The following is a 26,221-nucleotide window of genomic DNA, read 5'->3' on the forward strand; positions in this document are numbered from 1 at the left end:
GACCTGATCAAGGTCATGATCCCGCCTACCCCTAGGGCGTGCGTTCGAACACAAGGGGGTCGACAACCGGCCACTTCCGGGGGCAGGGAACGCCCGCCGAGGAGGGCCGCCTGACGACCGACCTCCTCGGCCGACTCCCCCGGTCCCACCACCCCGGCAGAGCCCGCCTCCCCGCGAGCCCTGCCGGGGCCTCGGATCAGTCCCGCGCGGCCAGTGAGCCGAGGCCCTTGGGGAGGGGCATCGTGTGGATGACGGCGAGTCGCTGGGTCGGCCGGGTGAGGGCGACGTAGAGGTCGCTGACGCCGAACTCCGCCGGTTCCGCCACGATCACCGTGTCGAATTCCAGGCCCTTGGCCTGCCGGGGGTCGAGCAGGACGACCGGGCTGGTCAGGTCCGGGGCGGGGCCGGTGGAGGCGGTCGGGAGGGCGGCGGACAGCGCGGCGTGGTGGGCGCGCGGGGCGATCACCGCGAGGCGGGCCTCGTCGTGGGTCTCCCGGGCGACGGCGTCGGCGACCGCGCGGGGCAGGTCCGAGGTCCGGTGCGCCCAGGGCCGGACACCCGTGGAGCGGACCGAGCGCGGTGGCGCGAAGGAGGGGTCCGCGGACCGGATCACCCCGGCCGCGACCTCCATGATCTCGGCGGGGGTGCGGTAGTTGACGCCGAGCCTGACGTGCTCCCAGCGGTCACCGACGTACGGCGTGAGGATCTTCTCCCACGCCCCGCAGCCGCCCGGTTCCGCGGTCTGCGCCGGGTCGCCGACCAGGGTCATCGAGCGGGTCGGGCAGCGGCGCATCAGCAGCCGCCACATCATCGCGGACAGCTCCTGCGCCTCGTCGACGATGATGTGGCCGAACGCCCAGGTGCGGTCGGCGGCGGCGCGCTCGGCGGCGCTGCGGTGGTCGGCCTCCTCGTGCCGGTCGGCGAGGCGTTCGGCGTCGACCAGGTCGTGGGCGGCGAGCACCTCCGAGTCCTCGTCGACGCGGTCCTCGAACTCCTGGGTGCGGGAGCCGTAGGAGAGGTCGAGCACGCCCTGCGCGTACGCGATGCGCTCCTGGCGCTCGGCCTCGGCGGCGGCGCGGGCGGCCGAGTCGTCCTCGCCGAGGAGCTCGGCGGCCTCGTCCAGGAGCGGGACGTCCGCGGGGGTCCAGGGCCCTCCCGCGCGGCGGATCGCGGCCGCGTCGTCGTCCGCGAGGTGGACGGGGTCGGCGAGGAAGTCGGCGACCAGCTCCCGCGGCGTGAGGAGTGGCCACAACTCGTCTATCGCGGAGTGCACTTCGGCACTGGCCGCGATCGCCTTGCCGAGCTGGGCGATGTCGTCGGGGCCGAGGAAGTTCGGCCCGCCGTACGGGTCCGCGCCGATGCGGTCGGCCAGCTGGGCGGTCAGCGCGTCGATGACACGGAAGGCGAAGTACGGGCGGGCGAGGTTGTGCGGCAGGTTGGTGGCGCGCGCCTGGCGCCGGGCCTCCTCCGCGATGGCCGCGTCCAGCAGCAGCTCGCCGTCCTCGTGGTCGATGACCCGCACGGGGTCGGGCAGGGTCTGCCGGTCGCGTACGTAGCGGGCCAGGGCGTCGGCCATCGTGGCGGCGCCCTTGACCTCGGCGGCGCGGGCGGTGTCGGTGCCGGTCGCGGTCACGCCCGGGAAGAGCTCGCCGGGCGTGGCGAGCAGGACGCCGGTCTCGCCGAGCGAGGGCAGCACCTCGCCGATGTAGCCGAGGAAGGCGGGATTGGGCCCGACGATCAGGACCGCGCGGCGGGCCAGCTGTTCGCGGTGCGCGTAGAGCAGGAAGGCGGCGCGGTGCAGCGCCACCACGGTCTTCCCGGTGCCCGGCCCGCCCTCGACGACGAGGACGCCGTGGTGCGGCGCGCGGATGATCCGGTCCTGTTCGGCCTGGATGGTCCGCACGATGTCGTGCATGCGGCCGGTGCGCGCCGCGTCGAGCGCGGCGAGCAGCACGGCGTCCGCGTCGGCGCCCTCGTGGCCGGTGCGTTCGCCGTCGGTGAGGTCCAGGATCTCGTCGTGCAGAGCGGTGACCCGGCGGCCCTCGGTGGTGATGTGCCGCCTGCGCCGCAGCCCCATCGGGGTATGGCCGGTGGCGAGGTAGAAGGGGCGCGCGACCTCGGCCCGCCAGTCGACGACCAGCGGGGTGCGGTCGGCGTCGTCGCGGCGCATGCCGATCCGGCCGATGTGGTGGTCGCGGCCGTCGCGGAAGGCGAGCCGGCCGAAGCAGAGGCCGTTCTCGCCGGAGTTGAAGGCGGCGAGCAGGCCGGACTGTTCGGCGACGAGCACGTCCCGCTCCAGGCGCGCCTGGAAGGTGTTCCCGCCGGGCGCCATGGCCGCCTTCACCGCGGCCTCGGCCTCGGTACGCAGTTCGGCGAGGCGTCCGTGAAGCAGATCGATGAATTCCTGCTCGCGACGCATTTCCTCGTTTGACAATTCGACTCCCGCCCGGATACGATGCATTCATAAAGCTTCTCCGCAACCCCGGTCACTCGGTTGCGGAATTTTCTAATATACGCAGAGAAATACCCCGGCCGTCAATACGGTCCGGGGTATTTCCTTTTTTCCGGGGTGCGGGACGGGGCGGCGGGCAGGCCGGGTCAGCGGGCGAGACGGCCCAGCAGCGAGGCCGCCGCGGCGATGCCGAGGAGGGCGGCGAGGGCGAGGACGCCGAAGTCGGCGGCGAGATGGGCCGGGGTGCCGATGAGCAGCCCGCGCAGGGCGTCCACTTCATAGCTCAGCGGGTTGACCGCGCTGACGGCCTTGAGCCAGCCCGGCATCACCGAGACCGGATAGAGCGCGTTGGAGCCGAAGAACAGCGGCATGGTGATGGCCTGGCCGATGCCCATCAGGCGGTCGCGGGTGAGGACGATCCCGGCGATCGACATGGACAGGCAGGAGAAGAAGGCCGAGCCGAGCAGCACCACCACGACGACGCCCAGCAGCTTCAGCGGATTCCCGGTGAGGGCGACGCCCAGCACCGCCGCGAGCACGATGACGACCACGGCCTGGATCAGCGCCTTGAGGCCGGCGGCGAACGCCTTGCCGGTGACCAGGGCGGTCCGGGGCGTGGGGGTCACCAGCAGCTTGGTCAGGACGCCGGAGTCCCGCTCCCAGATGATCATGATGCCGTAGAAGATGGCGATGAACATCGCCGACTGCGCGATGATCCCGGGGGCGAGGAAGTCGAGATAGGGGACGTTCCCGGTGGGCATGGCCCGGATCCGGGTGAAGGTCTCGCCGAAGATCAGCAGCCAGAGGGCGGGCTGGACGGCGCGGGTGTAGAGCTCCGTGCGGTCGTGGCGCAGCTTCTGCAGTTCCACCGCGCACATGGCCCAGGTGCGGGCCGGTATCACCCGCCAGCCGCCGCGCGCCCGGGGCGGCGACAGCAGCAGGGCGAAGGGGGCTTCCGGCGGGACGGCGTCAGCCGACGCGGGAGGCGGTGCTGCGGGTACGGCGGACATCGCGGAACTCCCCTCGCTGCTCGTCGGCGCCGGGTTCGTCCAGACCGCTTCCGGCGAAGTGCCGGAAGACGTCCTCCAGGGTCGGCGGCGACGGCTCCTGCCCGTCCGCCTCCCTGCGGTCGGCGACCAGCGCGCTCTTGAGCTCCTCGGGGGTGCCGAGCGCCCGGATCCGCCCCCGGTGCATCAGGGCCACGCGGTCGCAGCGCCGGTCGGCCTCCTCCATGGAGTGGGTGGTGACCAGCACCGTCATCCCGGTGGCCGCGCGTATACGGTTGATGCGGTCCCACACGCCGTCCCGGGCGATCGGGTCCAGGCCGACGGTCGGCTCGTCCAGGATCATCAGCCGTGGCGCGCTGACCAGCGCCTGGGCCAGCTCCAGCCGGCGCACCATGCCGCCCGAATAGGTGGCCACCAGGCGCCCGGCGACATCGGCGAGGCCGACCGCCTCCAGGGCCTGGGCGACGCGGGCGGGCCGCTCCCGGCGGGGTGAGTCGAAGACCCGGGCGAAGAGGGCGACGTTCTCCCGGCCCGTCAGCGCGCCGTCGGCGGACAGCTGCTGGGGGACGTAGCCGAGCAGGCGCCGTACGGCCATCTTCTGGCGGGCGGCGTCGCGCCCGAAGACCTCGACGACGCCGGGCGGTACGGGGAGCAGGGTGGTGATCACCCGCATGGTGGTGGTCTTGCCCGCGCCGTTGGGCCCGAGGAGGCCGAAGACCTCGCCGGGGTCGACCGAGAGGTCCAGCCCGTCGACGGCGTCGACGTGTCCGAAGGCGTAGTGGAGCCGGGTGCAGCGGACGGCGGGTGCGGTCATCATGCCTCCCCTGTGTCACGGAGCGACCGGGCGAGCCTGCGCAGGGCGGGCAGCGCCGCGGCCAGGGCGGCCTGGTCCTCGGCCGGGAGGGTCCGCACCCGCGCGTGGAAGAGCGCGCCCCGCCGTGCGTCCCAGGCCCGCAGCCGCTCCTGGCAGGCCGGGGTCGGGAACAGCATGGCGACGCGGCCGTCGCGCGGATCGGCCTCGCGGCGCAACAACCCGGCTTTGACCAGCTGGTTGACGAGGGTGCTCACGGAATTGGCCGCCAGATAGAGCTCCTTGGCGGCGGCGGAGACCCCTATGCCGGGGCGTTCGCTGACGACCCGCAGGAGTTCGGCCTGGGCACCGCGCAGACGTGGCTTCGCCAGCCCGGCCCACAGCCTGCGCCGGACCAGTCGCTGGATACCCGTCAGCACCCCGGCGAGTTCGTCGGAGAGGCCGTCTGCGCTCACCCGTCCAGCGTACCTCTGTATGAGAGGTATAGAAGGGGTTCGCGGCGGATGTCCGCGGCCGTCGTACGTACGGTGCTGTCAGCGCCTGCGGCGGCCCGCGTAGAGCATGCTCGCGGCGGTGACCGCGAACAGCCCGGCGGAGACCTCCAGTCCGACAGCGCCGGGGGTGCGGTCGCCGGGGGCGATGAGGTAGGGAGCGAGGAGTCCGGCCGGGTCGCGGAGCAGGGTCACCCGCTGACCGTCCTTGAACCGGCCCGTGCAGTTCTGCTGCTCGGACAGGTGGTGGACGCCGCCGGAGGTGTCGATCACCGTGCAGGTGTCCAGCTCGGTGCCCTTGCCGTTCTTGTGCGTCGCCGTCCCGGCGACCATGGCGTCGACGGGGTCACCCAGCTTCTTCGCGTAGAGCTCGTAGAGCGCGGGGCCGCCGAAGAACAGCAGCACACCGGCCGCGAAGCAGGCGAGGGTCGCGGCGCCGGGCCGTCGCCATGCGCTGCCCGCGACGAACCCGGCCGCGCCGACGGCGACGAAGCCGAGCGGGATGGCGAGCCACATGCCGTACGGATACTGGGCGCAGCAGCCGGCCAGCGTGGCCAGTACGGGGATGAGCACGGTCCATGTGAGGGTGTCGCGCCACGTGTGCCGTTTGCCGGGCAGCGTCGGCGGCATGGCGCTCACGTCGTACGGCGTGAGTTCGCGCGTGTTCAATTCTTCCCCCGTGCCTGGCCGAGCATGATCTTCACAAACGTATCCGACGCGGCGACCGGCCCTGGGCGGGGCCGGGGGCCGAGGAAAGGCCGGGAGATACGGTGAGCGCCCGGAGATCCGCCGGACGCCGGCCCCCTCCCGTACGGACCACGAGGTACTCACTCCCATGCTGAGCCTGCACCACGACGCGCGGTCGCCCGTCCACGCCCTGCCCGCCGGGGTGAAGCTGCTGGTGCTGTTCGCGGTGGGCACGGCGCTCTTCTTCGTCAGGTCGACGGCCGTGCTCGGTGCGGCCGTGGCGGGGGTCGTGCTCTGTTACGCGCTGGCCCGCGTCCCCTGGCGGACGGCGGGCCGGCAGCTGCTGGCGGTGCTGCCCTTCGCCGTCTCGATCGTGGCCGTGCAGTGGCTGCTCACCGGCTGGGAGACCGCCGTGCTGGTGGGGCAGCGCATCGTGGTGCTGGTGATGCTGGCCAATCTGGTCACGCTGACCACCAGGACGTCCGCGATGGTCGCGGCGATCGAGGCGGCGCTCCGGCCGCTGCGGCCGCTCGGGATCAGGCCGGAGCGGGTCGGTCTGGTGGTGGCCATGACGATCCGGTTCATCCCGGTGATCAAGGAGCAGGCCGACCAGGTGCGGGCCGCGCAGCGGGCGCGCGGGGTGGAGCGGAGCACCACGTTCCTGGCTCCGCTGCTGGTCAAGACGTTGCGGCTGGCGGACGGGCTGGGCGAGGCGCTCGACGCCAGGGGCGTCGACGGCCCCCTGCGGCCGGAGGAGACCCGCCCTCTATGATGACCGGCTGGAGCGAGAGGCGCTCCGGGGCCGGGGGTCGGGGTTGCGTACGAAGGACATGGCGCAGATCGCGCTGTTTGCCGCGATCATGGTGGTGCTGGGCTTCTTCCCGCTGATCGAGCTGCCGCTCGTCCCGGCGCCGTTCACGTCCCAGACGCTCGGCGTGATCCTCGCGGGTTCGATCCTCGGCGCGCGCCGGGGCGGGCTCGCGATCCTGCTGTTCGTGGTGCTCGTGGTGATCGGCCTGCCGGTGCTGCCGGGCGGCCGCGGTGGCCTCGGCGTCATCCTCGGGCCGACGGGCGGCTTCATCCTGGCCTACCCGCTCGGGGCGTACGTCACGGGGCTGCTGACGGAGCGGCTGTGGAAGCGCTACAACCAGTGGACCGCCATGCTGTGCAACCTCGTCGGCGGGGCGCTCGTGCTCTACGCCGTCGGCATCCCGTGGATGGCCGTCGCCGCCCACCTGCCGCTGGGGAAGGCGGTCACCGGCTCGGTGGTGTTCCTCCCCGGCGACCTGGTCAAGGTGGTGATCGGCTCGCTCGCGGCGGTGACCGTGCGCAGGGCCTACCCGATGATCACGCCCGGTACGCCGCGCGCCGCCGGGGACGAGCGCGCGTGATCGAGATCGAGGGTGTGAGCCAGTGGTTCGGCGAGCGGCAGGTGCTGCGGGACGTCGACCTGACGCTCCGTGAGGACCGGATCGGCGTCATCGGGTCGAACGGCTCGGGCAAAAGCACGTTCGTCCGGCTGCTCAACGGCCTGCTGGTGCCCTCCAAGGGCCGGGTCAGCGTGGACGGGCTGGACACGGGCCGCAAGGGCAGGCAGGTCCGGCGCGAGGTCGGCTTCGTCTTCCAGGACCCGGACATCCAGATCGTGATGCCCACGGTCGCCGAGGACCTCGCGTTCGGGCTGAAGCGCCACGGCCTGAGCAAGGCGGAGACCGGCCGCCGGGTGGACGAGGCGCTGGCGCGGTACGGGCTGAGCGAGTTCCGTGACCACCCGGCGCATCTGCTCAGCGGTGGCCAGAAGCAGCTGCTGGCGATCGCCGCGGTGCTGATCACGGGCCCGCGGTACGTGGTCTTCGACGAGCCGACGACGCTGCTGGACCTGCGGAACAAGCGCCGGATCGGCAAGCTCGTCCGGGAGCTGGAGCAGAAGGCCGTGGTGGTCTCGCACGACCTGGAGCTGCTGGCGGGGTTCGAGCGGGTGATCGTCTTCGACGGTGGCCGGGTGGTCGCGGACGGCCCGGCCGAGGAGAGCATCGCGGCGTACGTCGCGATGCATCCGCCGCTGTAGCCGGCCGCCGCTCGCGCGGGCGGCCACGGCGGCGGTCGTCAGCCGCCGAGCTTCTTGGGTGACGGGAGCGGCATCGGGTCGCCCGACTTCGTGAAGGTGTCCTTCTTGCCCTCCGCCCAGGAGACGACGAGGGTCTTGCCGTCCGAGCGTTCCACGGTGCCCGCGGTGCGTGCGGTGTCGCCGTCCGCGCACTTCAGCGTGAGCTTCGCCGCCCGGTCCTGCTCGGCGACCGTGCCGGTACAGGCGCGCTTGCCGTCGTTGGCGTAGACGACGGCCTTGCCCTGGGCGATGGTCATGCCGATCATGCCGTCGTCGGAGCGGGCTCCGTAGACCCCGTCGTAGCGCCCGGCCGCGCCGGTGGCCGGGGAGTCGCCCCGGGCCTGGGACGGCGTGCTCGCGGACGGCTTGTCGGCGGACTTCTCGCCGCCGCTGCCACAGCCGGTCGTCAGCACAGTGGCGACCAGCGCCACCCCCGTGTACCGCGCTGCTCTGCGCACGTGGCGTCCCTCCCTCGTGGGCCCCGGGCGGGCCTGATCCACAAGCTAACAGCAGTGCGCGGTGGCGGCCGCGAGATTTTCCCCACCCTGCCCGTACCCGGTGTGCGGCACCGGCCGCCGGTCCTCAGAGGCCGGGCGCCCCTGGGGCGAGGAGGTCGGTGAGCGTGCGGACGAGCGGGCCCAGACGCCCGCGTTCGGGGTAGTGGGCCGGGACTCCGGCCGTGCGCAGCGGCTCGGCGCAGAGCTCGCCGACGCAGACGACGGCGACGTCGGAGCGCAGCGCGGTGAGCACGTCCTCCCGGCGGCCCGCGGCGGCCGCGGCCTCCAGGAAGCCGACGGCGGCCGGTGCGCTGGTGAAGGTCAGGGCGTGGACGTCGCGGCGGGCCGTCGCGTCCACGAGCCGGCGCACGGCCTCCGGGTCCGCCGGCGGTCCCCAGCGGTAGACCCGCACTTCGATGACCTCGGCGCCCCGTTCCCGCAGGGCGGCGGTGAAGCCCCGCATGGGCGCGCCGTGTTCCTGGACCGCGATCCGGCGGCCGCGGAGGTCGTGGGAGAGCAGCCAGGTCAGGAGCTCGCGGCCGGCCTCGGTGGGCGGGGAGAACACCTCGGCGAGCCCGCTGGCCCGGATCGCCCCGACGGCCTTGGGCCCGCGGGCGGCCACCGAGGCCGGCCGGCAGGCGCGGAGGAGTGCCGGGCCGAGGCCCCAGCCTTCGGCGGCGCTCATCCAGCCGCGCCAGCCCATGCCGGTGGTGACGACGACGTGGTCCAGGGGTGCGGCGAGGCAGCGTTCGGTGGCGTCGCGCAGGGCGGTGTCGTCGCCCAGGGGCACGACGCTCAGGGTGGGGGCTTCGATGACGCGGGCGCCGCGGCGGCGCAGCAGGGCGGTGAGTTCCTCGCGGCGGCGTGCCGCTGTCACGCCGATGGTGAAGCCGGTGAGTGGCCTTGTGGCGGTGGTGTCGGTGGTACCCATCAACGGAGCTTCTCCCCGGGGTGTTTCAGGGAGGTTGCGTTCCGGTCAGCCCGAGGGGCCGGGTTGCCGTCCCCGGTAACGGCTTCGTGCCATCGGCGCAACACCGGCGACGTGGGGGCGTAATGGGTGAAGACCACCATTCATGTCATGGTGAGCACAGAAACCCACTGTCCGTACTGCGCGTTGCAGTGCGGCATGGGATTGCGTCCGGCGGCCACCGCGGGCACGCCCGGCGCGCCCGCGGTGGAGGTCGTGGAGCGCCCCGGTTTTCCCGTCAACCGCGGGGCGCTGTGCGGCAAGGGGCGCGGCGCCGCGGCCGTGCTGGCGGGTGCCGCGCGGCTGTCGGCCCCGCTGGCCCGGGACCCGCGGACGGGCGCGCTGCGCGAGGTGTCGTGGGAGCGGGCCCTGGATCTGGTGGCGGGCGGCCTCGGCGGCGCCGCGGAGCGTCATGGCCGGGCGGCGGTGGGGGTGTTCGGCGGGGGCGGGCTGACCAACGAGAAGGCGTATCTGCTGGGGAAGTTCGCGCGGGTGGTGCTGCGCACCCCGCACATCGACTACAACGGCCGGTTCTGCATGTCGTCGGCCGCGACCGCCAACCGCGCGGCCTTCGGTGTGGACCGCGGTCTGCCGTTCCCGCTGGAGGACATCGCCACGGCGGACTGCGTCGTCCTGGCGGGCGGGAACCCGGCGGAGACGATGCCGCCGGCGTTGCGCTACTTCACGAGGATGCGGGAGAACGGCGGCCGGCTGGTCGTCGTCGACCCCCGCCGTACGCGGACGGCCGAGCAGGCCGATCTGCATCTGGCCCCGGCGCCCGGCACCGATCTGGCGCTGGCGGCGGGGCTGTTGCACGTGGTCATAGCCGACGGGCTGCTGGACCGGGAGTTCATCGCGGACCGCACGACGGGGTTCGCGGAGGCGCGGGCGGCGGCGATGGCGCACTGGCCCGAGCGGGTGGAGGAGCTCACGGGGGTGCCGGTGCCCCTCCTGAGGGAGGCGGCCCATCTCTTCGCGCGGGCCCGGTCGGGCATGGTGCTCACGGCCCGGGGCACGGAGCAGCACAGCAAGGGGACGGATACCGTCCGGGCGTGGATCAACCTCTGCCTGGCCACGGGCAAGGCCGGGCGGCCGGGCAGCGGGTACGGCTGCCTGACGGGTCAGGGGAACGGGCAGGGCGGCCGTGAACACGGGCAGAAGTCCGACCAGTTGCCCGGCTACCGCTCCCTGACGGATCCCCTCGCCCGCGCCCACGTGGCCGGCGTGTGGGGCGTGGACCCCGCCGAGCTGCCCGGCCCGGGGCTGTCCGGCTACGAGCTGCTGGACCGGGCGGGCACGGCGGGCGGAGTGCGGGCGCTGCTGGTCATGGGCTCGAATCCGGTGGTGTCGGCCCCGCACGCCTCTCATGTCACCGACCGGCTGCGGTCGTTGGACTTCCTCGTCGTCAGCGATGTCGTGCTGTCGGAGACCGCGGAACTGGCGGACGTCGTCCTGCCGTCTGCGCAGTGGGCGGAGGAGACGGGCACATTGACCAATCTGGAGGGCCGGGTGATCCTGCGCCGGGCCGCCGTCGCGCCTCCCGAGGGGGTACGCAGTGATCTGTACGTCCTCAAGGAGCTGGCCGGCCGGCTGGGCACCGGCAAGGGTTTCCCCGACGACGCGGAGGAGGTCTTCGAGGAGCTGCGGCGGGCCTCGGCGGGCGGTGCCGCCGACTACGCCGGTATCAGCTACGCCCGGATAGGCGCCGAGGACGGGGTGTTCTGGCCGTGTCCCGACGAGGCGCACCCGGGCACGCCGCGGCTGTTCCTCGACCGCTTCGCGACCCCGGACGGCCGGGCGCGGTTCGCCGCGGTCGGCCACCGCCCGCCCGCCGAGGAGACCGACGCCCGCTTCCCGCTGTACCTCACGACCGGCCGGGTGGGGTCGCAGTACCAGAGCGGGGCGCAGACCCGGCGGGTCCCCGCGCTGAACGCGGCCGCGCCCGGCCCGTTCGTCGAGCTCCACCCGCGGGTCGCGGAGCGGCTCGGCGTCGGCGAGGGGCAGTTGCTGACGGTGACGAGCCGCCGGGGCCGGGCCACCGCGCCCGCGAGGATCACCGACGGCGTCCGGCCCGACACCGTCTTCATGCCCTTCCACTGGGCCGGCCGGGGCAGGGCCAACACGCTCACCAACCCCGCGCTGGACCCCGAGTCGAAGATGCCGGAGTTCAAGGTGTGCGCGGTGCGCGTGGAGGCGGCGGCCGAGGAGGAGGCGTCATGAGGGCCCGGCGGATCGCGGTGGCCGGCGCGGGCATGGCCGGGGCCCGCTTCGCGCAGCAGCTCCTGGCCCGTACGGCTCCGGGCGCCGTGGAGCTGACGCTGTACGGCGCCGAGCCGGACGGCCCGTACAACCGCACGCTGCTCACCGAAGTGCTCGCCGGGCGCTACGACGGTGACGCCGTCTGCCTGCCGTACGGGCCGGGCGCCGAGCTCCGCACGGGCGCCGAGGTCACCGCCGTCGACCCCGCCGGCCGGACGATCTCCCTGGCCGACGGCTCGACCGCCCGCTACGACGTGCTGGTGCTGGCGACGGGCGCCGAGCCCGTGCTGCCGCCGCTGCCCGGGCTGTGCGGGCCGGGCGGCGGACGGCCCGGCGGGGTGCACACGCTCCGCGCGCTGGCCGACTGCCGCCGCATCGCCGACGAGGCGGGGCGGGCGGCGCGGGCCGTCGTGGTGGGCGGCGGGGTGCTGGGGGTCGGGGTCGCGCGGGCGCTGGCCGCCCGCGGTCTGCCCGTCACGCTGATCCACCAGGGCCCCTGGCTGATGGACCGTCAACTGGACGGCGGGGCGGCCCGGATACTCACGTCCGGCCTCTCGGCCCTGGGCGTCACGGTGCGCACCGACGCCCAGGCGCGCGCCCTGCGCGGCGGGGACCGCGTCACGGCCGTCGAGCTGGCGGACGGCCTGCTGCCGGCCGATCTCGTGGTCTTCACCTGCGGGGTCCGGCCGCGCACCGGGCTGGCGCGCGCCGCCGGGCTGGCGGTGCGCGAGGGCGTCGTCGTCGACGCCCTGGCCACCTCCGCCGCCGGGATCCACGCGATCGGGGACTGCGCCGAACACCACGGCACCGTCCACGGCCTGTCCGGCCCCGCCTGGGCGCAGGCGGACGTGCTCGCGGCCCGGCTGTCCGGGGCCGATCCCGGCGCCCGCTGGCCGGGCAGCCGCCCGCTGACCCGGCTGACGGCCGGGCCCTTGCAGCTCGCGGCCTTCGGCCCGCCCGGCGACGGCCCCGCCGACGCCTGTGACGTGCTCCGCGTCGCCGACGCGAGACGAGGCACGTACAAGAAGCTCGTCCTGCGTGGCGACCGGCTGGAGAGCGCCCTCCTCGTCGGCGATCTGACCGCCGTGGGCGGTCTGATCCACGTCTGGCGGAGCGACGAACAGCTGCCCGCCGACCCTCTGGACCTCATCCGCACGTGATCGTGACCGAAGGAGCCCCACCCGTGACGTCCCCACTCCCCGCCCCCAGCTGCCGCCGCCTGGTCCTCGTGGGACACGGCATGGTCGGCCAGCGGTTCCTGGAAGCCCTCTTCGAGCAGGAGGGGGCGCGCGAACGCTGGCAGGTGACCGTGCTCGCGGAGGAGCCCCTCCCCTCGTACGACCGGATGCGCCTCACCGCGGTCTTCACCGGCACCGCGCCCGAGGAACTGGCGCTGTGCCCGCCCGGTTTCACCGACGAGCACGGCATCGAGCTGCGCCTGGGGGACGCCGTCACCAGCGTGGACCGCCGGGCGCGCACCGTGCGCACCGCGTCCGGCCACCAGGTGGACTACGACGTGCTGGTCCTGGCCACCGGCTCGTACCCCTTCGTGCCGCCCCTGCCCGGTCACGACACCGAGGGCGCTCACGTCTACCGCACCCTGGAGGACGTGGACGCCATCCGCGCCGACGCGGCGAAGGCCCGGACCGGTGTCGTCGTGGGCGGCGGGCTGCTGGGGCTGGAGGCCGCGGGGGCGCTGGGCGCCCTGGGCCTCCGGACGCACGTGGTGGAGTTCGCCCCGCACCTGATGGCCATGCAGATCGACGCGGCCGGGGGCGCCTTGCTGCGGAACAAGGTCGAGGCGCTCGGGGTGTCCGTGCACACCGGTGTGGGCGTGGAGCGGATCGACCCCGGCCCCGACGGGCGGGTCGGCGCGGTGAAGCTGTCGGACGGCACCCGCCTGGAGGCGGACCTCGTCGTCTTCGCCGCGGGCGTCCGGCCCCGCGACCAGCTCGCCAGGGAGTGCGGCCTGCCCGTCGGCGAGCGCGGAGGCATCGTCGTCGACGCCGCCTGCCGCACGGCCGACCCGCGCATCCGCGCGATCGGCGAGTGCGCGCTGGCCGCCGACGGCAAGGTCTACGGCCTGGTGGCCCCCGGCCAGGCCATGGCCGAGGCCGTCGCCCGCGAACTGGGCGGCCGGGAGGGCAGCTTCACCGGCGGCGACACCTCCACCAAGCTCAAGCTGCTCGGCGTGGACGTGGCGAGCTTCGGGGACGCGCACGCCCGCGCCGCGGACGCCCTGGAGGTGCTGTACGCCAACAGCCGGGCGGGGGTCTACAAGAAGCTGGTCGTCGACGCGGACGGCGCCCTGCTGGGCGGCATCCTCATCGGCGACACCGACTCCTATGCCTCGCTGCGCCCGCTCGCCGGGAACGGCGAGCCGCTGCCCGTCCCGCCGGAGCAGCTGGTCCTGCCCGCCGCGGCCGGCCGCAAGACGCTCGGGGCGGCGTCGCTGCCCGACGAGGCCGTCGTCTGCTCCTGTCACCACGTCAGCAAGGGCGCGATCAAGGCGGCCGTCGGGGAAGGGGGCTGCGACTCCCTGGCCGCGGTCAAGAGGTGCACCAAGGCCGGTACGGGCTGCGGCAGTTGCGAGAAGCTCGTCGGCGAGATCGTCAGCGGGGAGCTCGGCGCGGCGGGCATCACCCCGGCGCGCGGCCTGTGCGAGCACTTCACCCAGTCGCGCGCCGAGCTGTACGAGATCGTCCGCGTCAAGGGCATCACCACCTTCACCCAGCTGGTCACCGAGCACGGCAGCGGCCGGGGCTGCGCGGTCTGCAAGCCCGTCGTGGCCTCCATCCTGGCGGGGCTGGGTGACACCCCGTACATCCTCGACGGCGAACAGGCCGCTCTCCAGGACACCAACGACCACTTCCTCGCCAACATCCAGCGCAACGGCTCCTACTCCGTGGTGCCGCGCATCCCCGGCGGCGAGATCACCCCGGACGGTCTGATCACCCTCGGGGCCATCGCCCGTGACTTCGGCCTCTACACGAAGATCACCGGCGGGCAGCGGATCGACATGTTCGGCGCCACGGTCGACCAGCTGCCCGCCATCTGGCGCCGCCTGGTCGACGCCGGGTTCGAGTCCGGGCACGCGTACGGCAAGTCCCTGCGCACCGTGAAGTCCTGCGTGGGGCAGACCTGGTGCCGGTACGGCGTGCAGGACTCCGTGGCCCTCGCCATCGAGCTGGAGCTGCGCTACCGCGGGCTGCGCTCACCGCACAAGCTCAAGTCGGCCGTGTCCGGGTGCGCCCGCGAGTGCGCCGAGGCCCGCGGCAAGGACTTCGGGGTGATCGCCACGGCCGCCGGCTGGAACCTCTACGTGGGCGGCAACGGCGGCACCTCGCCCCGCCACGCCGACCTGCTGGTCGAGGACGTCGACCGGGGCACCCTCATCCGGACGATCGACCGCTTCCTGATGTTCTACATCCGCACCGCCGACCGCCTCGAACGCACCGCGCCCTGGATCGAGCGGCTGGAGGGCGGTCTCGACCACCTGCGCGCCGTCGTCGTCGACGACGCCCTCGGCATCTGCGCCGACCTCGACCAACTGATGGCACGTCATATCAGGGACTACGAGGACGAGTGGGCCGCCACCCTCGCCGACCCCGAACGCCTGCACCGCTTCTCCTCCTTCGTCAACGCCCCGGGCACCCCCGACCCCGCCGTGCGCTTCGTACCCGAACGCGCCCAGATCCGCCCCGCCCGCGCGGACGAGGACGGCCACGGCCTCCCCGTCCCCGTCCCCGTGGGCATCGCACTCGCAGGGAAGGCATCCGCACGATGACCGACGCCACACTCCCCCACGTCCAGGAGCCGCCCGCCGCGGCCGGACCGATCGTGGAGATCGGTGACGGCACGACCTGGACACCCGTGTGCCGCTACACCGACCTCACCCCCGGCCGGGGCCGCGCCGCCCTGGTCGACGGCGAGCAGGTGGCACTCTTCCGCGACGACTCCGGCGCCCTGTTCGCCCTCACCAACCGCGACCCGTTCAGCGGCGCGTACGTCATCTCGCGCGGCATCACCGGCAGCCGGGACGGCGTGCCGGTGGTGACCTCGCCGATGTACAAACAGTCCTTCGACCTGCGCACCGGCGCCTGCCTCGACGAGGGGGACACCGTCGACGGCGCACCGCCCGTGCTGCGCACCTGGCGGGTCCGTACGGTCGAGGACCCGCCCGCCGGCAAGCCACCGCCCGCCCGGACCCTCACCGAGTGGCACCCGGAGGACCCCGGCTTCTGGGAGCGCACCGGCGCCCGCGTCGCACGGCGCAATCTGGTGCTCTCCGTCGCCACCGAACACATCGGCTTCTCGGTGTGGAGCATGTGGGCGGTGCTCGTGCTCTTCCTCGGCCCGGAGTACGGCATCGACCCGGCCGGCAAGTTCACGCTCACCGCCCTCCCCACCGCCCTCGGGGCGCTGCTGCGCCTGCCGTACGCCTGGGCCGTCACCCGCTTCGGCGGCCGCAACTGGACGCTGGTCAGCGCCCTGCTCCTGCTGGTCCCGGCGGTGGCGGCCGTGGTCGTGCTCGAACCGGGCGTCTCCTACACCACCTTGCTGGTCACGGCCTGCGTGGCCGGGGTCGGCGGCGGCAACTTCGCGTCCTCCATGGCCAATATCAACGCCTTCTACCCGCAGCGGCTCAAGGGGCGGGCCCTGGGCATCAACGCGGGCGGCGGCAATCTCGGCGTACCCGCCGTCCAGTTGGCGGGTCTGCTCGTGCTGGCCACGGCGGGCGCCGGCCACCCCCGGCTGCTGCCGGTGATCTATCTGCCGCTGATCCTGCTCACCGCCCTCCTCGCCGCCCTGCGCATGGACAATCTGCCGGCCGGCCGCGAGGTACGGCCCGTCCTCCGGGAGGTCGCGCGCGACGGGCACACCTGGGCGCTGTCGCTGCTCTACATCGGGACGTTCGGGTCGTTCATCGGCTTCGGCTTCGCCTTCGGGCAGGTCCTGCAGGTGCAGTTCCACGACCAGTTCGACACTCCCGTGAAGGTCGCGTACCTCACCTTCACCGGCCCCCTGCTCGGGTCGCTGTCCCGCCCCTGGGGCGGGGCCTGGGCGGACCGCTTCGGCGGCGCGCGGGTCACCCTGACGACGTTCGTGGCCATGGGGGCGTGCGCCGCGCTCATCCTGGAGGCGTCGCGCCACCACTGGCTCGCCGGATTCTTCGCCGGGTTCGTCGCGCTGTTCGTGCTCAGCGGGCTCGGCAACGGCTCCACGTACCGCATGATCCCGGCCGTCCACGACGCGCGGGCGCGGGCCGCGATCGCGGCCGGCGCGGACCCGGCGGCCGCCCGGGCCGAGGCGCACCGCCGCGCGACGGCCCTCATCGGCCTCGCGGGCGCGATCGGCGCCCTCGGCGGCGTGCTGGTCAACATCGCCTTCCGCCAGTCGTTCCTCACGACGGGGCGGGGCGACGACGCCTACCTCACCTTCCTGTGCTTCTACGGGGTGTGCGCGGCGGCGGTGCACTGGATCTACAACCGCCGGGGGGCGATGGCCCGGGTGTGAGTGTCCCCGGGTGTGAGTGTGGGGGCGGGGCCGGGTCGCGCAGGACCGTCACACAGGACCCTGTGTGCACTCCTCCGCCTCCTTGTCGGTTTCTGACGTGAGTTGGGGGAAAGCGGTCGGCATCGTCGGGGTCGCGGCGCGTCCGTGTCCGACCGGGGGGAGGAGAGTGGAGCGAAGGATCGGTTCCGCTCCGTACGAGGCGAGGAGGTGAGCACCGGCGGGTGAGGGCGCCGTCGGCACGGTTCGTGACCGTCAAGGACACCGACGCCGACACCGCTCCGGGGCGCGGGCCCCGGAAGGCGATCCGCCGGCCTCGGCGGGCCGGTCGGCACTCCGGGGCGCTGGACATGCAGGGCTCCGGGGACGGCGGGCATTCCCTCTGCCGGTGTCCGTCCCTGCCGCGAGGGCGGCTCCCTCCGTCCTCGCGGCGGAGCCCACGCGTCTGGTCCCGCCCGTTCCGTTCGTAACGGATGTGTGCGGAGGCGTCGGACAGGGTTGCCATAGCGCGGCCGCCGCTGCACTCTGCTGGGCACAGATATGTGCGGAACTCCGCGGAGAACCGGTCGCCGCCGGGAGGAGAACCGGCACCGGCGGCGACCGGACGCTGGAGAATGGGGCTCCTTTCCCCGTCTCCGGCGTGGATCCACCCTTCCCGGCCGACAGGGACGGAGCGATGGGGCCCCTGGCAGACAGGCCGGAAAGGGCGGGGGCCGGAGAGCGCGCGCTGCGGAACGCGGTCTCCGTCCGTCCTCGCGGGCGTTGCGCTCTCGGGGTCCAGGAGAGCTGGGCCGGCAGCACCTTCGCCTGGCCTCGTAGGGGGACGTTAGACGCCCTCACGGGCGCGGGCAAGACATCAGAACCGGCCAGTGACGGGAGGCGTGACGAGCGGCCGCGGCACCACGGTTTTCCCGTACGGAGCGGCCTTCACACCGAGGTGCTTTCGGGCTGGTGCCAGGCGCATCGGTCCTCTTCCCCGGATCGGGCTCCCTGCCGGGTCACGGGCCTTGCCCGGCAGGAGACACACACGGCCACATACGGCGTGTGCTGGATCAGCAGACCGGGGATCTCCACTCCGCAAGCCCCCGCCGTCAGTTCGCGGAGCAGAGCGGTCTCGTCGGGGGACGCCGCGGAAGCGGGCCGCGGCGGGAACGGCCCGGCCATCGGATCCTGGTGCTCCGAGCAGGTCACCGTGCAGTGTGCCGCGGTGAGGGTGACGAAGAGGTCGTAGCGCGGCCCGGTGCTGAGCTGTGTGACGAAGCGGCAGACCCGGCCGGTGATGTGCCGGAGCGCGGCGGCGAGTTCCCGGTCGGCGCCGACGGTATCGAGAACGCAGCCGAGGAGCCGGACGGCGACGTCCTCACTGCCTGGTTTCCGTTTCACCTCGAGAGCCCAGTCCAAGGGGCCGTCCATGACCCCATGGCCGACGGGCGGGGGTTCCTGGTGCTGTTGTCTCATTCCTCACCTCGACTGTGTGCACGACGTACGTCGGCGGGCGGATGCACAGCCGGGGTCCGGGGCCGATATCCACGGTAGAGCGGTCGAGGCGGGCCGGATACGCCCTTGCCGGTCACATATGGAGCGTAGAAATGTCCACGCGCGCCACCGGAGGCGGGGACACACGCGTCCGGCCTTCGAACGCCTCTCCATGGCGCGGCGCGGCCGCGGAGCGCCGTCGTCCGGGTGACATACCGGACGCGTCTCGGGCGCGGCGCGGCCCGGACGCATCAAACTCTCATCCTGCTGCCCCCATCCGCCTCGACAGGCCCAGCCGCCACACGGCTTCGTCCCCGACCCGCACGCCTCAAGAGTTCGGCCCGTCGCGAGATCTGCCCGGAGGTCGCCATGAACATCCTGCTGCTCGCCGACGCGCTCAACAGCCTCACCCAGCGCGTCTACGCCGAGCTGCGCGACCACGGGCACACGGTGGCGGTGGAGCGGGTCCCCCACCGGGGCGATCCCACCGGGATGGTGAGCCGCCACTCCCCCGACCTGATCCTCGCGCCGATGCTCACCACGGTCATCCCGCGCGAGGTGTGGTCGGCGTACCCGTGCCTGGTCGTCCGTCCCGCTCCGGTGGGCGACCGGGGGCCGTCCGCGCTGGACTGGGCTGTTCACGAGGGCGTGCGGAAGTGGGCCGTCACCGTCTTCCAGGCCGAGGCCGAACTCGACGCCGGGGACGTGTGGGCCACCGTCCCGTGTGCCGTACCGGCGGTGGCCAAGAGCGATCTGTACCGCAACGAGATCGCCGACGCGGCACTCACCGCGGTGCTGCTCGCGGTGCGGCGCTTCTCCTCGGGCACCTATCTCCCGGTGCGGCAGGGCGGGATCGACGGGGCGGAGGGCGTGCCGGTGCGGAAGCGCCCGTACTTCCGGCAGGAGCTGCGGCGTATCGACTGGGAGGCGGACTCCACCGAAACGGTCCTGCGCAAGCTGCGCGCCGCCGACTCCCGGCCGGGCGTGCTGGACACCCTCCTCGGTCGCGAGTGGTATCTGCACGGCGGCCATGCCGAGGACCGGCTGACGGGGCCTCCGGGCGAGCTGCTGGCCACCCGGGCGGGGGCCGTCTGCCGGGCGACCTCCGACGGCGCGGTGTGGATCCCGCGGCTCCGCCGACGGCGCCCGCCGGGGGAACCGGCCGCGGTCAAGCTGCCCGCGACCCTGGCGCTGGGCGATCTGCTGCCGCGGCTGCCGGAGGCGAAGGCCCCGCTGGACCTGAGCGGTCACCGCAGCACGTGGACCGACATCCGCTACAGCGAGGAGGGGCGGGCCGGTTTCCTGTGGTTCTCCTTCCCCGGCGGCGCGATGAGCACGACCCAGTGCCGCCGGCTGCTCGCCGCCTACCGCTACGCCCGCTCCCGCCCGGTGTCCGTGCTGGTCCTGTGCGGGGGCCGCGGCTTCTTCTCCCACGGGATCCATCTCAACGTCATCGAGGCCGCCGCCGACCCGGCCGAGGAGTCCTGGGCGAACGTCAACGCCCTCGACGACCTCGTCCAGGCCGTCCTCACGACCACCGACCGGCTGGTGGTCTCGGCACTGGGCGGCGACGCCTCCGCGGGCGGGGTGATGCTGGCCCTGGCGGCGGACGAGGTGTGGTGCAGGACCGGGGTGGTGCTCAACGCGCACTACCGGCTGATGGGCCTGCACGGCTGCGAGTTCTGGACGTACTCCCTGCCGCGCCGGGTCGGCGCCGAGATGACGGAGCGGCTCATGGCGGAGGCCGCGCCGTACAGCGCGGCCGCCGGGGCCCGCGTCGGGCTGGTCGACCGGCTGGTCGACGCCGCGCCCGCGGAGTTCGGCGCGCGGGTCACCGATCTGGCCGTCGACCTCGCCTCCTCCCCCGGCCTCCGGCCCCGGATCACCGCGAAGGCGGCGGAGCGGGAACGCGACGAGGCCGAACGGCCGCTGGCCGCCTACCGGGAGGAGGAACTGGCCCTGGCGCGCGCCGTGTTCTTCGACCGGGACGCGCCCTACCACGCCCGGCGGCGCGCCTTCGTCAGGAAGGAACCGCTGGTCGGGACCGGTGCCGAGGAGACCGTCACAGCAGGCCGGTGAGGGGCAGCGCGACGACGTCGGCGGCGGGACGGGAGAGATAGAGGTCGGCGTGGTAATACCCGTCGGCTTCCTTGCCCGCCGTGCCGAGCCCCCGCGCCGCCAGCGCCTCGAACGCGGCGTGCTGCTCGGCGGGATCGGCGAAGCGGCGCTGCCGGAAGGTGCGGGCGGACAGCTTCTCCGTGACGAGGCCCGCCCGGCCGAGCAGTTCGGCAATCGGCTCGTACGGCACCGTCCGCAGCACGAAGGCCGCCACCCACGGCGGGCTGGGCATGGCGGCGAGGAGCCTGGCGAAGGTCTGGGTGAAGACGTAGCCGATGCCACCGGTGACGGTGACGAGATCGGTGCCCGCCAGCACCTCGCGCAGGGCCGGGCTGGGGTCGGCGGTCTCGAGGTTCTCCGCGAAGGCGTGGTCGAGGAGGCCGGTGGCGCGGGCGTAGGCGACGGCCCGGGGGGCCGCGTCGATGCCCGTCACGGTCACGGGCGCGGGGCGGCGGCGGGCGGCGAAGAAGGCCCGGTCCTCGGCCAGCAGATGCGGGACCGGGGCCCCGGCGGGGCGCGCGGTGTAGCGGGCGTAGAGGTCGTCGAGGGTGACCTGGTGGTTGAGCAGGGCGGCGTTGATGCCGTAGGAGCAGCACACGTCCACCACCGCCGGCGCCCCGTGGCCGGCGCGGCGGCTCCGCAGCGTCTCCGTCAGTGTCCGGAAGACGGCCTGGCCGTGGTGGGGGATCTGATACGCGAGAGGGCGCAAGGTGGTGAAGTAGGCGCTGGGGTCCGGGCAGTCGTAAATGTCGCCGAAATCGGCCTTGCCCCATTTCGGACTCGCAGTCGTGAGATCCGTCTCCGCTGTCATCGGTGACTCCCAGAGGTCGGTACCACGGGAAGGACTCGGCAGTCATCCAGGATAGGGCCGCGACCGCAGGTCGCGCGCGGGTGCCGAGGTCCACTTCCGGGTGAACGGGAAGGCGCCGCCGGGGGCATGACGTCGCCTTTCGGGGCGCACGGGGAGGCGCGCCAGGGGCGGCGGGCGGCGGGTGAGGGGCGGCACCCCCGGCGCGTTCCGGCCATGTCCCGCCGCGGGGCCGCGGCCGGACTCGCCGGCCGGTGACGCGCCCCGGGGCCCGGGGAACAACCGTCACTCCGAGGCCCGGTGAACAGCCGTCGCTCTTGACACTTCAGTGGTTGTCATGGACATTCTCACCGCCTGGTCCGGACCAGCCCAACCGCCGGCGCCGGACCCCGCGCTCCCACCCCCCGCCGCATCCGTCCGGTTCCGGAGGAGCCCCATGAAGAGATACCGCACCTGCCTGGCCGCGGCCCTGCTGACCGCGTGCGCCGCGCTGGGGACCACCGTCTCCGCCGCCGCCCACCCCACGGACCGGGCCGCCTCCGCCACGGCGGCGCCCACGCCGTCGCCCGGCGCGCCGCACCGCGGGACCGTCACCCTCGCCCACCGGCCCGCCGACTCCCCCGCCCCCGGCCGCGACCGGGCCGTACGCGCCTTCGCCGAGGGCCGCCGCGAACAGGCCGCCCAGCGCCCCCGGACATCCGGCCGGCAGCCGAAGGACGCCGACGTCACCCACAACTGGTGGGGCGTCTTCCCCCGGCCGGGCACCCACGACGGCATCATGGCCACCCACAGCGTCGACCCGGCCTACCACGTGTCGGACGCCGACAACTTCACCTACGCGCCCACGACCAAGGCGCAGAACTCCTGCATGGAGATGGTCACCGCCTACTGGAACTCCGGCGACGAACTCTGGGCCTGGGACTGGTGCTCCAGCCCCGGCGGCCCCGCCAAGACGCTCGCCATCGACGCGAACTTCCTCGCGACGTACACCACCACGACGACCGGGCACCCCGCGTACACCGTGCAGATGGTCCAGGACAACCCGTCGAGCAACCAGTGGTCCGCCTACCTCTACAACTACCGCACCTCCGGCTGGGACCTGCTCTACCGGCAGTCCGGCCGCGACCAGAGCGGCCTGGACCACGGCTGGGACATGTTCGAGATCTACGCGAGCGTCAACCCCGCGACCGGCAGCGGCTACTACTGCACCGAGGCCCGCGACACCGTCTTCGACAGCAGCGCCGTCCAGCTGCGGCGCGGCGGCACCTGGAAGCCCGCCCGGCCCGCCGACTCGCCGTGGACCGAGGACAGCCCGCAGGGCAGCGCGTTCCTCTGCCCGTCGCTGCGCTTCCTCCAGGTGAGTGCGGACGACCACTGGACCGTGCGCCAGTAGCGGCTGCCTTCAAGAGATTTGGAGCGGCGTCGAGCGAAGCAGTCGGCGCCTGCGCCCCATTGGGCACCAACGGGCGGCTGCGGTGACGGGCCATCAAAATAACGTCCCTCAGCCCCCAATGGACCAACACGCATCGTTACCCTGCACCGGTCGCGCTTACACGCAGCGTCACCGATGCGGGGAGACATCCCACGATCACCCCCCTCCTTCGCGGGCGGTTCCCCGACAGTGGAACGCATGAGTTTGACGACCGCAGGCAAGACCCCGGGACCTGTCCGGTTCTATCTGGCGTGCGACCACCGCGGCTGCGACGCCCGCACCACCTTCGATCTCGTCATCTCCGACCCCGGCCCGTCGCGCGACGACGACCTGTGGGGATACCTCCTCCACCACGCCCACACCGCCACCCCCCACATCAAGGAACTCGGCTGGGCCTACGTCCACGGCGACGGCTACTGGTGCCCCGAGTGCTCCGCCCCCGCCCACCACCCCCTGCCCGGCCCCGCCTGACCCGCCCGGCGTCCACGACGGCCGACGTCGGCGGACGTGCGGTCTAATGGCCACCACAAGGCGACGTCCCACCCCCGCAGGGGCCCGGCGGCTCCGGCCGGGGGTGGCGTCGTCCGGAGCCGCCGGGCCACGAGGAGCAGCTCATGGACAGCACCGAACGCGAACAGGCAGGGTCCCAGGCCCGGCAGCACGCCGCCCGGCTGACCGCGAAGGACATCCACGGCGTCGCCCTGACCTGGGTCGACAACGCGGGTATCACCCGGGTCAAGGCCGTGCCCACCACCCGTCTCGCCCACGCCGCCCAGTGGGGTGTGGGCATGTCCCCCGTCTTCGACGTCTTCCTCTCCGACGACTCCGCCGTCGACAGCGCCCACATCGGCGGGCCGGTCGGCGACCTGCGCCTGGTCCCCGACCTCGACCGGCTCACCGTCCTGGCCGCGCAGCCCGGCTGGGCCTGGGCCCCTGTCGACCGCTACGAACAGGACGGCACCCCGTACACCGCGTGCCAGCGGCAGTTCGCGCGGCGGATGGCCGCCCACGCGGCCGAGCAGGGCTTCCGGCTGCTCATGGGCATCGAGACCGAATGGACCGTCACCCACCGGGCCGACGACGGCGCGGAGCCGACCGTGCCGGACGCGGCCGAAGGCCCGGCCTACGGCATGACGCGCCTGGTCGGGCTCTCCGGCTATCTGCGCGACGTCCTCGAAGCCCTCGCCGCCCAGGACGTCGACGTGCTCCAGATCCATCCGGAGTACACGCCCGGCCAGTTCGAGATCTCCGTCGCCCCCGCCGAGCCGGTGCACGCGGCGGACCTCACGGTCCTGGTCCGCGAGACGGTCCGCGCGGTCTCGGTCCACCACGGACTCACCGCCTCCTTCGCGCCCGCCACCGCGGCGGGCAGCGTCGGCAACGGCGCCCATCTCCACCTCAGCCTGTGGCGGGACGGCAAGAACCTCTGCCGCGGCGTGGACGGACCGCACGGTATGAGCCGCGCCTGCGAGGAGTTCCTCGCCGGTACCCTCGACGAGCTGCCCGCCCTGCTGGCCATCGGCGCGCCCCTCCCCGCGAGCTATCTGCGGCTGCGGCCCCACCAGTGGGCGGGCCCGTACCAGTGCTGGGGCGTGGAGAACCGCGAGGCGGCCCTCCGCTTCGTCCCCGGCCCGCCGCTCAGCCCCGACGCCGCGAACGCCGAGCTCAAGTGCTTCGACGCGGCCGCCAACCCCTATCTCCTCGTCGGTGCCGTCATCGCCGCCGGACTCCGGGGCCTGGACCGCGGTCTCACCCTCCCGCCTCCCGTCGACGGCGACCCCGCCGGCACCGGCGCCATCCGCCTGCCCGACTCGCTCACCGCCGCGACCGAGTGCTTCGCCGGCTCGGAACTCCTCCGCACGGCACTGGGCGAGCCTCTCTTCGCGTCCCTCCTCGCCGTCCGGCGGGGCGAGGCGGCCCTGGCCCAGGACCGGTCCCCGCAGGCCCTCGCCGCCGCGCTCCGGCACCGCTACTGAAAGCGCCGGGGAGAGGCCGATGACCAGCCATGAGGAGCCCGTGCCCCTGGTGGACCAGCACTGCCACGGAGTGGCCCGGTCCCCGCTCACCACCGAGCAGTTCACCGCCTACCTCACGGAGTCCCACGCCCCCGCGGCGCCCGGAACCACCTTCTTCGACACCCAGCTCGGCTTCGCGCTGCGGCGCTGGTGCCCGCCGCTGCTCGGACTGCCCGCGCACTGCCCGCCCGCCGACTACCTCGCCCGGCGCGCCGAACTGGGCACCGAGCGAACCCTCCGGCTGCTGCTGGGCGCGACCGGCATCACCGACCACCTGGTGGACACCGGCCTGTCCGCCGGACTGACCACCCTGGACGAACTGGCGGCCGCCGCCGGGGCGCGGACCCACGAGATCGCCCGCCTGGAGACCCTCGCCGAGCACACCGCCGACACCACGGGTGGCTGCCGGGAATTCCTCGGCGCCCTGCACACCGCGGTACGGGAGGCCGCCCGCACCGCCGTCGCCTTCAAATCGGTCGTCGCCTACCGCCACGGACTGGACTTCGACCCCGCCCGGCCGACCCGGGCGGAGGTGCGCCGGGCCACGGACGGCTGGCTGGCCGCCCGGCGGCCCGGGGAGCGGCTGCGCGACCCGGTCCTGCTGCGCCACCTGCTGTGGACCGCGGCCGACACCGCGCTCCCGCTCCAGCTGCACACCGGGTTCGGCGACCCCGACCTGCGCCTGCACCGCGGTGACCCGCTGCTGCTCACCGACTTCGTCCGGGCCGTCGCCCCCACGGGCTGTCCGCTGGTGCTGCTGCACACCTATCCGTACCACCGCGGCGCCGCGTATCTCGCCCACGCCTTCCCCCACGTGTACACCGATATCGGCCTCACGATCCCGCACACGGGGGCGCGTGCCGAGGCCGTCCTGGCGGAGACGCTCGAACTCGCGCCGTTCGGGAAGCTGTTGTTCTCCACCGACGCGTACGGGCTCCCCGAGCTCTATGTCACCGCCACCCGCCTCTTCACGCGGGCCCTGGGCCGGCTGCTCGACGGCTGGGTGCGCGAGGGTGCCTGGGCGGCCGGTGACGCACGGCGCGTCACCGAAATGATCACCGCCGGGAACGCGCGGCGGATCTATCGCCTCGGCCCGGCGACGGGGTGACACCGAGCGGTTGTTCGATGAAGATGGCGTCATGTCCCGACCCACTCACCTCACGCACATCCCCGCCCCCGACGGTGTCGCACCCGCCACGGGCTACACCCATGTGGTCTCCGGCACCGGGCGCTTCGTCGCGGTCTCGGGTCAGGTAGCCCTCGATGAGCGGGGCGAGCTCGTCGGCGCGGGCGACGCCGAGGCACAGGCCCGGCAGGTATTCGAGAACCTGCGGCGCTGCCTCGCGGCGGCGGGGGCGACCTTCGACGACGTCGTGAAGCTCACCTACTTCGTCACCGATGTCGCCCACCTGCCCGCGATCCGCACCGCACGCGACGAGTTCATCGACACCGGCCGCCCTCCGGCCAGCTCGGCGGTGCAGGTGGCGGCGCTGTTCCGGCCCGAACTCCTCATGGAGGTCGAGGCGTTCGCGATCGTCGGGGATCGGACATCCTGACACCGTGAGGTGACACGCCTCACT

At 73.6% G+C, this 26,221-nt stretch carries 22 protein-coding genes; 13 read left to right on the top strand and 9 right to left on the bottom strand.

Annotated features, from left to right (window positions below; genetic code table 11):
• Nucleotides 1–196: 196 nt before the first annotated feature.
• From ACZ4A5_RS18605 to ACZ4A5_RS18625, 5 genes are all read right to left on the bottom strand, one after another.
• Nucleotides 197–2,419 (bottom strand): HelD family protein, encoded by a 2,223-nt coding sequence (locus tag ACZ4A5_RS18605; protein ID WP_467584737.1) that lies wholly within the window; start codon nt 2,417–2,419, stop codon nt 197–199.
• Nucleotides 2,420–2,598: 179 nt separating this feature from the next.
• The gene (locus ACZ4A5_RS18610) at nt 2,599–3,462 is read right to left on the bottom strand and encodes an ABC transporter permease (RefSeq protein WP_467584635.1); all 864 of its coding nucleotides are present in this window, start codon (nt 3,460–3,462) and stop codon (nt 2,599–2,601) included.
• Nucleotides 3,422–4,276 (bottom strand): ABC transporter ATP-binding protein, encoded by an 855-nt coding sequence (locus ACZ4A5_RS18615; protein WP_467584637.1) that lies wholly within the window; start codon nt 4,274–4,276, stop codon nt 3,422–3,424. Before ACZ4A5_RS18615 ends, ACZ4A5_RS18610 begins: the two co-directional genes overlap by 41 nt.
• Nucleotides 4,273–4,725: a MarR family winged helix-turn-helix transcriptional regulator gene (locus tag ACZ4A5_RS18620; RefSeq protein ID WP_467584640.1), complete on the bottom strand. Its 453-nt coding sequence runs from the start codon at nt 4,723–4,725 to the stop codon at nt 4,273–4,275. The genes ACZ4A5_RS18615 and ACZ4A5_RS18620 overlap by 4 nt, the downstream gene beginning before the upstream one ends.
• A gap of 78 nt (nt 4,726–4,803) precedes the next feature.
• Nucleotides 4,804–5,430 (bottom strand): hypothetical protein, encoded by a 627-nt coding sequence (locus tag ACZ4A5_RS18625; protein WP_467584643.1) that lies wholly within the window; start codon nt 5,428–5,430, stop codon nt 4,804–4,806.
• Nucleotides 5,431–5,596: 166 nt separating this feature from the next.
• Here ACZ4A5_RS18625 and ACZ4A5_RS18630 point away from each other — a divergent pair, with 166 nt between their 5' ends.
• Genes ACZ4A5_RS18630 through ACZ4A5_RS18640 form a run of 3 tightly spaced genes read left to right on the top strand, consistent with a single transcriptional unit; the run spans nt 5,597 to nt 7,516 of the window.
• On the top strand, nt 5,597–6,220 hold the full coding sequence (locus ACZ4A5_RS18630; protein WP_467584647.1) for an energy-coupling factor transporter transmembrane component T family protein: 624 nt from the start codon (nt 5,597–5,599) through the stop codon (nt 6,218–6,220).
• 58 nt (nt 6,221–6,278) lie between these two features.
• Entirely contained in the window at nt 6,279–6,839 is a 561-nt protein-coding gene (locus ACZ4A5_RS18635) for a biotin transporter BioY (RefSeq protein WP_467584651.1), read from the top strand.
• A complete protein-coding gene (locus ACZ4A5_RS18640; RefSeq protein ID WP_467584654.1) occupies nt 6,836–7,516 on the top strand; it encodes an energy-coupling factor ABC transporter ATP-binding protein in 681 nt (226 codons plus the stop codon). Before ACZ4A5_RS18635 ends, ACZ4A5_RS18640 begins: the two co-directional genes overlap by 4 nt.
• 38 nt (nt 7,517–7,554) lie before the next feature.
• On the opposite strand, the gene ACZ4A5_RS18645 is transcribed toward ACZ4A5_RS18640, so the two are convergent.
• Nucleotides 7,555–8,013: a hypothetical protein gene (locus tag ACZ4A5_RS18645; RefSeq protein WP_467584657.1), complete on the bottom strand. Its 459-nt coding sequence runs from the start codon at nt 8,011–8,013 to the stop codon at nt 7,555–7,557.
• A gap of 124 nt (nt 8,014–8,137) precedes the next feature.
• Nucleotides 8,138–8,983, bottom strand: a complete 846-nt coding sequence (locus ACZ4A5_RS18650) for a uroporphyrinogen-III synthase (RefSeq protein WP_467584660.1) — start codon at nt 8,981–8,983, stop codon at nt 8,138–8,140.
• Nucleotides 8,984–9,130: 147 nt separating this feature from the next.
• Between ACZ4A5_RS18650 and ACZ4A5_RS18655 the strand changes: the two genes are divergently transcribed.
• From ACZ4A5_RS18655 to nirD, 4 genes are read left to right on the top strand one after another with little or no spacing between them, the layout of a single operon-like run.
• Nucleotides 9,131–11,239, top strand: coding sequence for a molybdopterin oxidoreductase family protein (locus ACZ4A5_RS18655; protein ID WP_467584663.1), 2,109 nt, complete (start codon nt 9,131–9,133; stop codon nt 11,237–11,239).
• Nucleotides 11,236–12,438 (top strand): NAD(P)/FAD-dependent oxidoreductase, encoded by a 1,203-nt coding sequence (locus tag ACZ4A5_RS18660; RefSeq protein WP_467584666.1) that lies wholly within the window; start codon nt 11,236–11,238, stop codon nt 12,436–12,438. The genes ACZ4A5_RS18655 and ACZ4A5_RS18660 overlap by 4 nt, the downstream gene beginning before the upstream one ends.
• 23 nt (nt 12,439–12,461) lie before the next feature.
• On the top strand, nt 12,462–15,065 hold the full coding sequence (gene nirB / locus ACZ4A5_RS18665; RefSeq protein ID WP_467584668.1) for a nitrite reductase large subunit NirB: 2,604 nt from the start codon (nt 12,462–12,464) through the stop codon (nt 15,063–15,065).
• On the top strand, nt 15,062–16,795 hold the full coding sequence (gene nirD / locus ACZ4A5_RS18670; RefSeq protein WP_467584675.1) for a nitrite reductase small subunit NirD: 1,734 nt from the start codon (nt 15,062–15,064) through the stop codon (nt 16,793–16,795). The genes nirB and nirD overlap by 4 nt, the downstream gene beginning before the upstream one ends.
• Before the next feature lie 924 nt (nt 16,796–17,719).
• Here nirD and ACZ4A5_RS18675 read toward each other — a convergent pair.
• Nucleotides 17,720–18,175 (bottom strand): hypothetical protein, encoded by a 456-nt coding sequence (locus ACZ4A5_RS18675; RefSeq protein WP_467584680.1) that lies wholly within the window; start codon nt 18,173–18,175, stop codon nt 17,720–17,722.
• 462 nt (nt 18,176–18,637) lie between these two features.
• Between ACZ4A5_RS18675 and ACZ4A5_RS18680 the strand changes: the two genes are divergently transcribed.
• Nucleotides 18,638–20,347: a hydrogenase maturation protein gene (locus tag ACZ4A5_RS18680; RefSeq protein WP_467584683.1), complete on the top strand. Its 1,710-nt coding sequence runs from the start codon at nt 18,638–18,640 to the stop codon at nt 20,345–20,347.
• On the opposite strand, the gene ACZ4A5_RS18685 is transcribed toward ACZ4A5_RS18680, so the two are convergent.
• Complete coding sequence (locus tag ACZ4A5_RS18685) at nt 20,331–21,197, bottom strand: hypothetical protein (RefSeq protein ID WP_467584686.1); 867 nt, start codon at nt 21,195–21,197, stop codon at nt 20,331–20,333. The genes ACZ4A5_RS18680 and ACZ4A5_RS18685 overlap by 17 nt on opposite strands.
• Nucleotides 21,198–21,630: 433 nt before the next feature.
• On the opposite strand from ACZ4A5_RS18685, the gene ACZ4A5_RS18690 reads away from it, so the two are divergent.
• The 5 genes from ACZ4A5_RS18690 (at nt 21,631) to ACZ4A5_RS18710 (ending at nt 26,197) form a co-directional block, all read left to right on the top strand.
• Nucleotides 21,631–22,587 (top strand): carbohydrate-binding protein, encoded by a 957-nt coding sequence (locus ACZ4A5_RS18690; protein WP_467584689.1) that lies wholly within the window; start codon nt 21,631–21,633, stop codon nt 22,585–22,587.
• Between the two features lie 237 nt (nt 22,588–22,824).
• On the top strand, nt 22,825–23,097 hold the full coding sequence (locus tag ACZ4A5_RS18695) for a hypothetical protein (RefSeq protein WP_467584692.1): 273 nt from the start codon (nt 22,825–22,827) through the stop codon (nt 23,095–23,097).
• 143 nt (nt 23,098–23,240) lie between these two features.
• Nucleotides 23,241–24,602 (top strand): glutamine synthetase family protein, encoded by a 1,362-nt coding sequence (locus ACZ4A5_RS18700; protein ID WP_467584694.1) that lies wholly within the window; start codon nt 23,241–23,243, stop codon nt 24,600–24,602.
• Nucleotides 24,603–24,621: 19 nt separating this feature from the next.
• Nucleotides 24,622–25,749: an amidohydrolase family protein gene (locus ACZ4A5_RS18705; protein ID WP_467584697.1), complete on the top strand. Its 1,128-nt coding sequence runs from the start codon at nt 24,622–24,624 to the stop codon at nt 25,747–25,749.
• 31 nt (nt 25,750–25,780) lie between these two features.
• On the top strand, nt 25,781–26,197 hold the full coding sequence (locus ACZ4A5_RS18710) for a RidA family protein (protein ID WP_467584700.1): 417 nt from the start codon (nt 25,781–25,783) through the stop codon (nt 26,195–26,197).
• The last annotated feature ends 24 nt before the right edge of the window (nt 26,198–26,221 follow it).

It is taken from the genome of Streptomyces sp. NPDC025618, assembly GCF_055558795.1.

Bases quoted from the DNA above. Each gene is read 5' to 3' on its own strand.
- ACZ4A5_RS18605 (WP_467584737.1), bottom strand. From the start codon at position 2,419: ATGCGTCGCGAGCAGGAATTCATCGATCTGCTTCACGGACGCCTCGCC.
- ACZ4A5_RS18610 (WP_467584635.1), bottom strand. From the start codon at position 3,462: ATGTCCGCCGTACCCGCAGCACCGCCTCCCGCGTCGGCTGACGCCGTC.
- ACZ4A5_RS18615 (WP_467584637.1), bottom strand. From the start codon at position 4,276: ATGATGACCGCACCCGCCGTCCGCTGCACCCGGCTCCACTACGCCTTC.
- ACZ4A5_RS18630 (WP_467584647.1), top strand. From the start codon at position 5,597: ATGCTGAGCCTGCACCACGACGCGCGGTCGCCCGTCCACGCCCTGCCC.
- ACZ4A5_RS18635 (WP_467584651.1), top strand. From the start codon at position 6,279: ATGGCGCAGATCGCGCTGTTTGCCGCGATCATGGTGGTGCTGGGCTTC.
- ACZ4A5_RS18650 (WP_467584660.1), bottom strand. From the start codon at position 8,983: ATGGGTACCACCGACACCACCGCCACAAGGCCACTCACCGGCTTCACC.
- ACZ4A5_RS18655 (WP_467584663.1), top strand. From the start codon at position 9,131: ATGGTGAGCACAGAAACCCACTGTCCGTACTGCGCGTTGCAGTGCGGC.
- ACZ4A5_RS18660 (WP_467584666.1), top strand. From the start codon at position 11,236: ATGAGGGCCCGGCGGATCGCGGTGGCCGGCGCGGGCATGGCCGGGGCC.
- nirD (WP_467584675.1), top strand. From the start codon at position 15,062: ATGACCGACGCCACACTCCCCCACGTCCAGGAGCCGCCCGCCGCGGCC.
- ACZ4A5_RS18680 (WP_467584683.1), top strand. From the start codon at position 18,638: ATGAACATCCTGCTGCTCGCCGACGCGCTCAACAGCCTCACCCAGCGC.
- ACZ4A5_RS18685 (WP_467584686.1), bottom strand. From the start codon at position 21,197: ATGACAGCGGAGACGGATCTCACGACTGCGAGTCCGAAATGGGGCAAG.
- ACZ4A5_RS18690 (WP_467584689.1), top strand. From the start codon at position 21,631: ATGAAGAGATACCGCACCTGCCTGGCCGCGGCCCTGCTGACCGCGTGC.
- ACZ4A5_RS18695 (WP_467584692.1), top strand. From the start codon at position 22,825: ATGAGTTTGACGACCGCAGGCAAGACCCCGGGACCTGTCCGGTTCTAT.
- ACZ4A5_RS18700 (WP_467584694.1), top strand. From the start codon at position 23,241: ATGGACAGCACCGAACGCGAACAGGCAGGGTCCCAGGCCCGGCAGCAC.
- ACZ4A5_RS18705 (WP_467584697.1), top strand. From the start codon at position 24,622: ATGACCAGCCATGAGGAGCCCGTGCCCCTGGTGGACCAGCACTGCCAC.
- ACZ4A5_RS18710 (WP_467584700.1), top strand. From the start codon at position 25,781: ATGTCCCGACCCACTCACCTCACGCACATCCCCGCCCCCGACGGTGTC.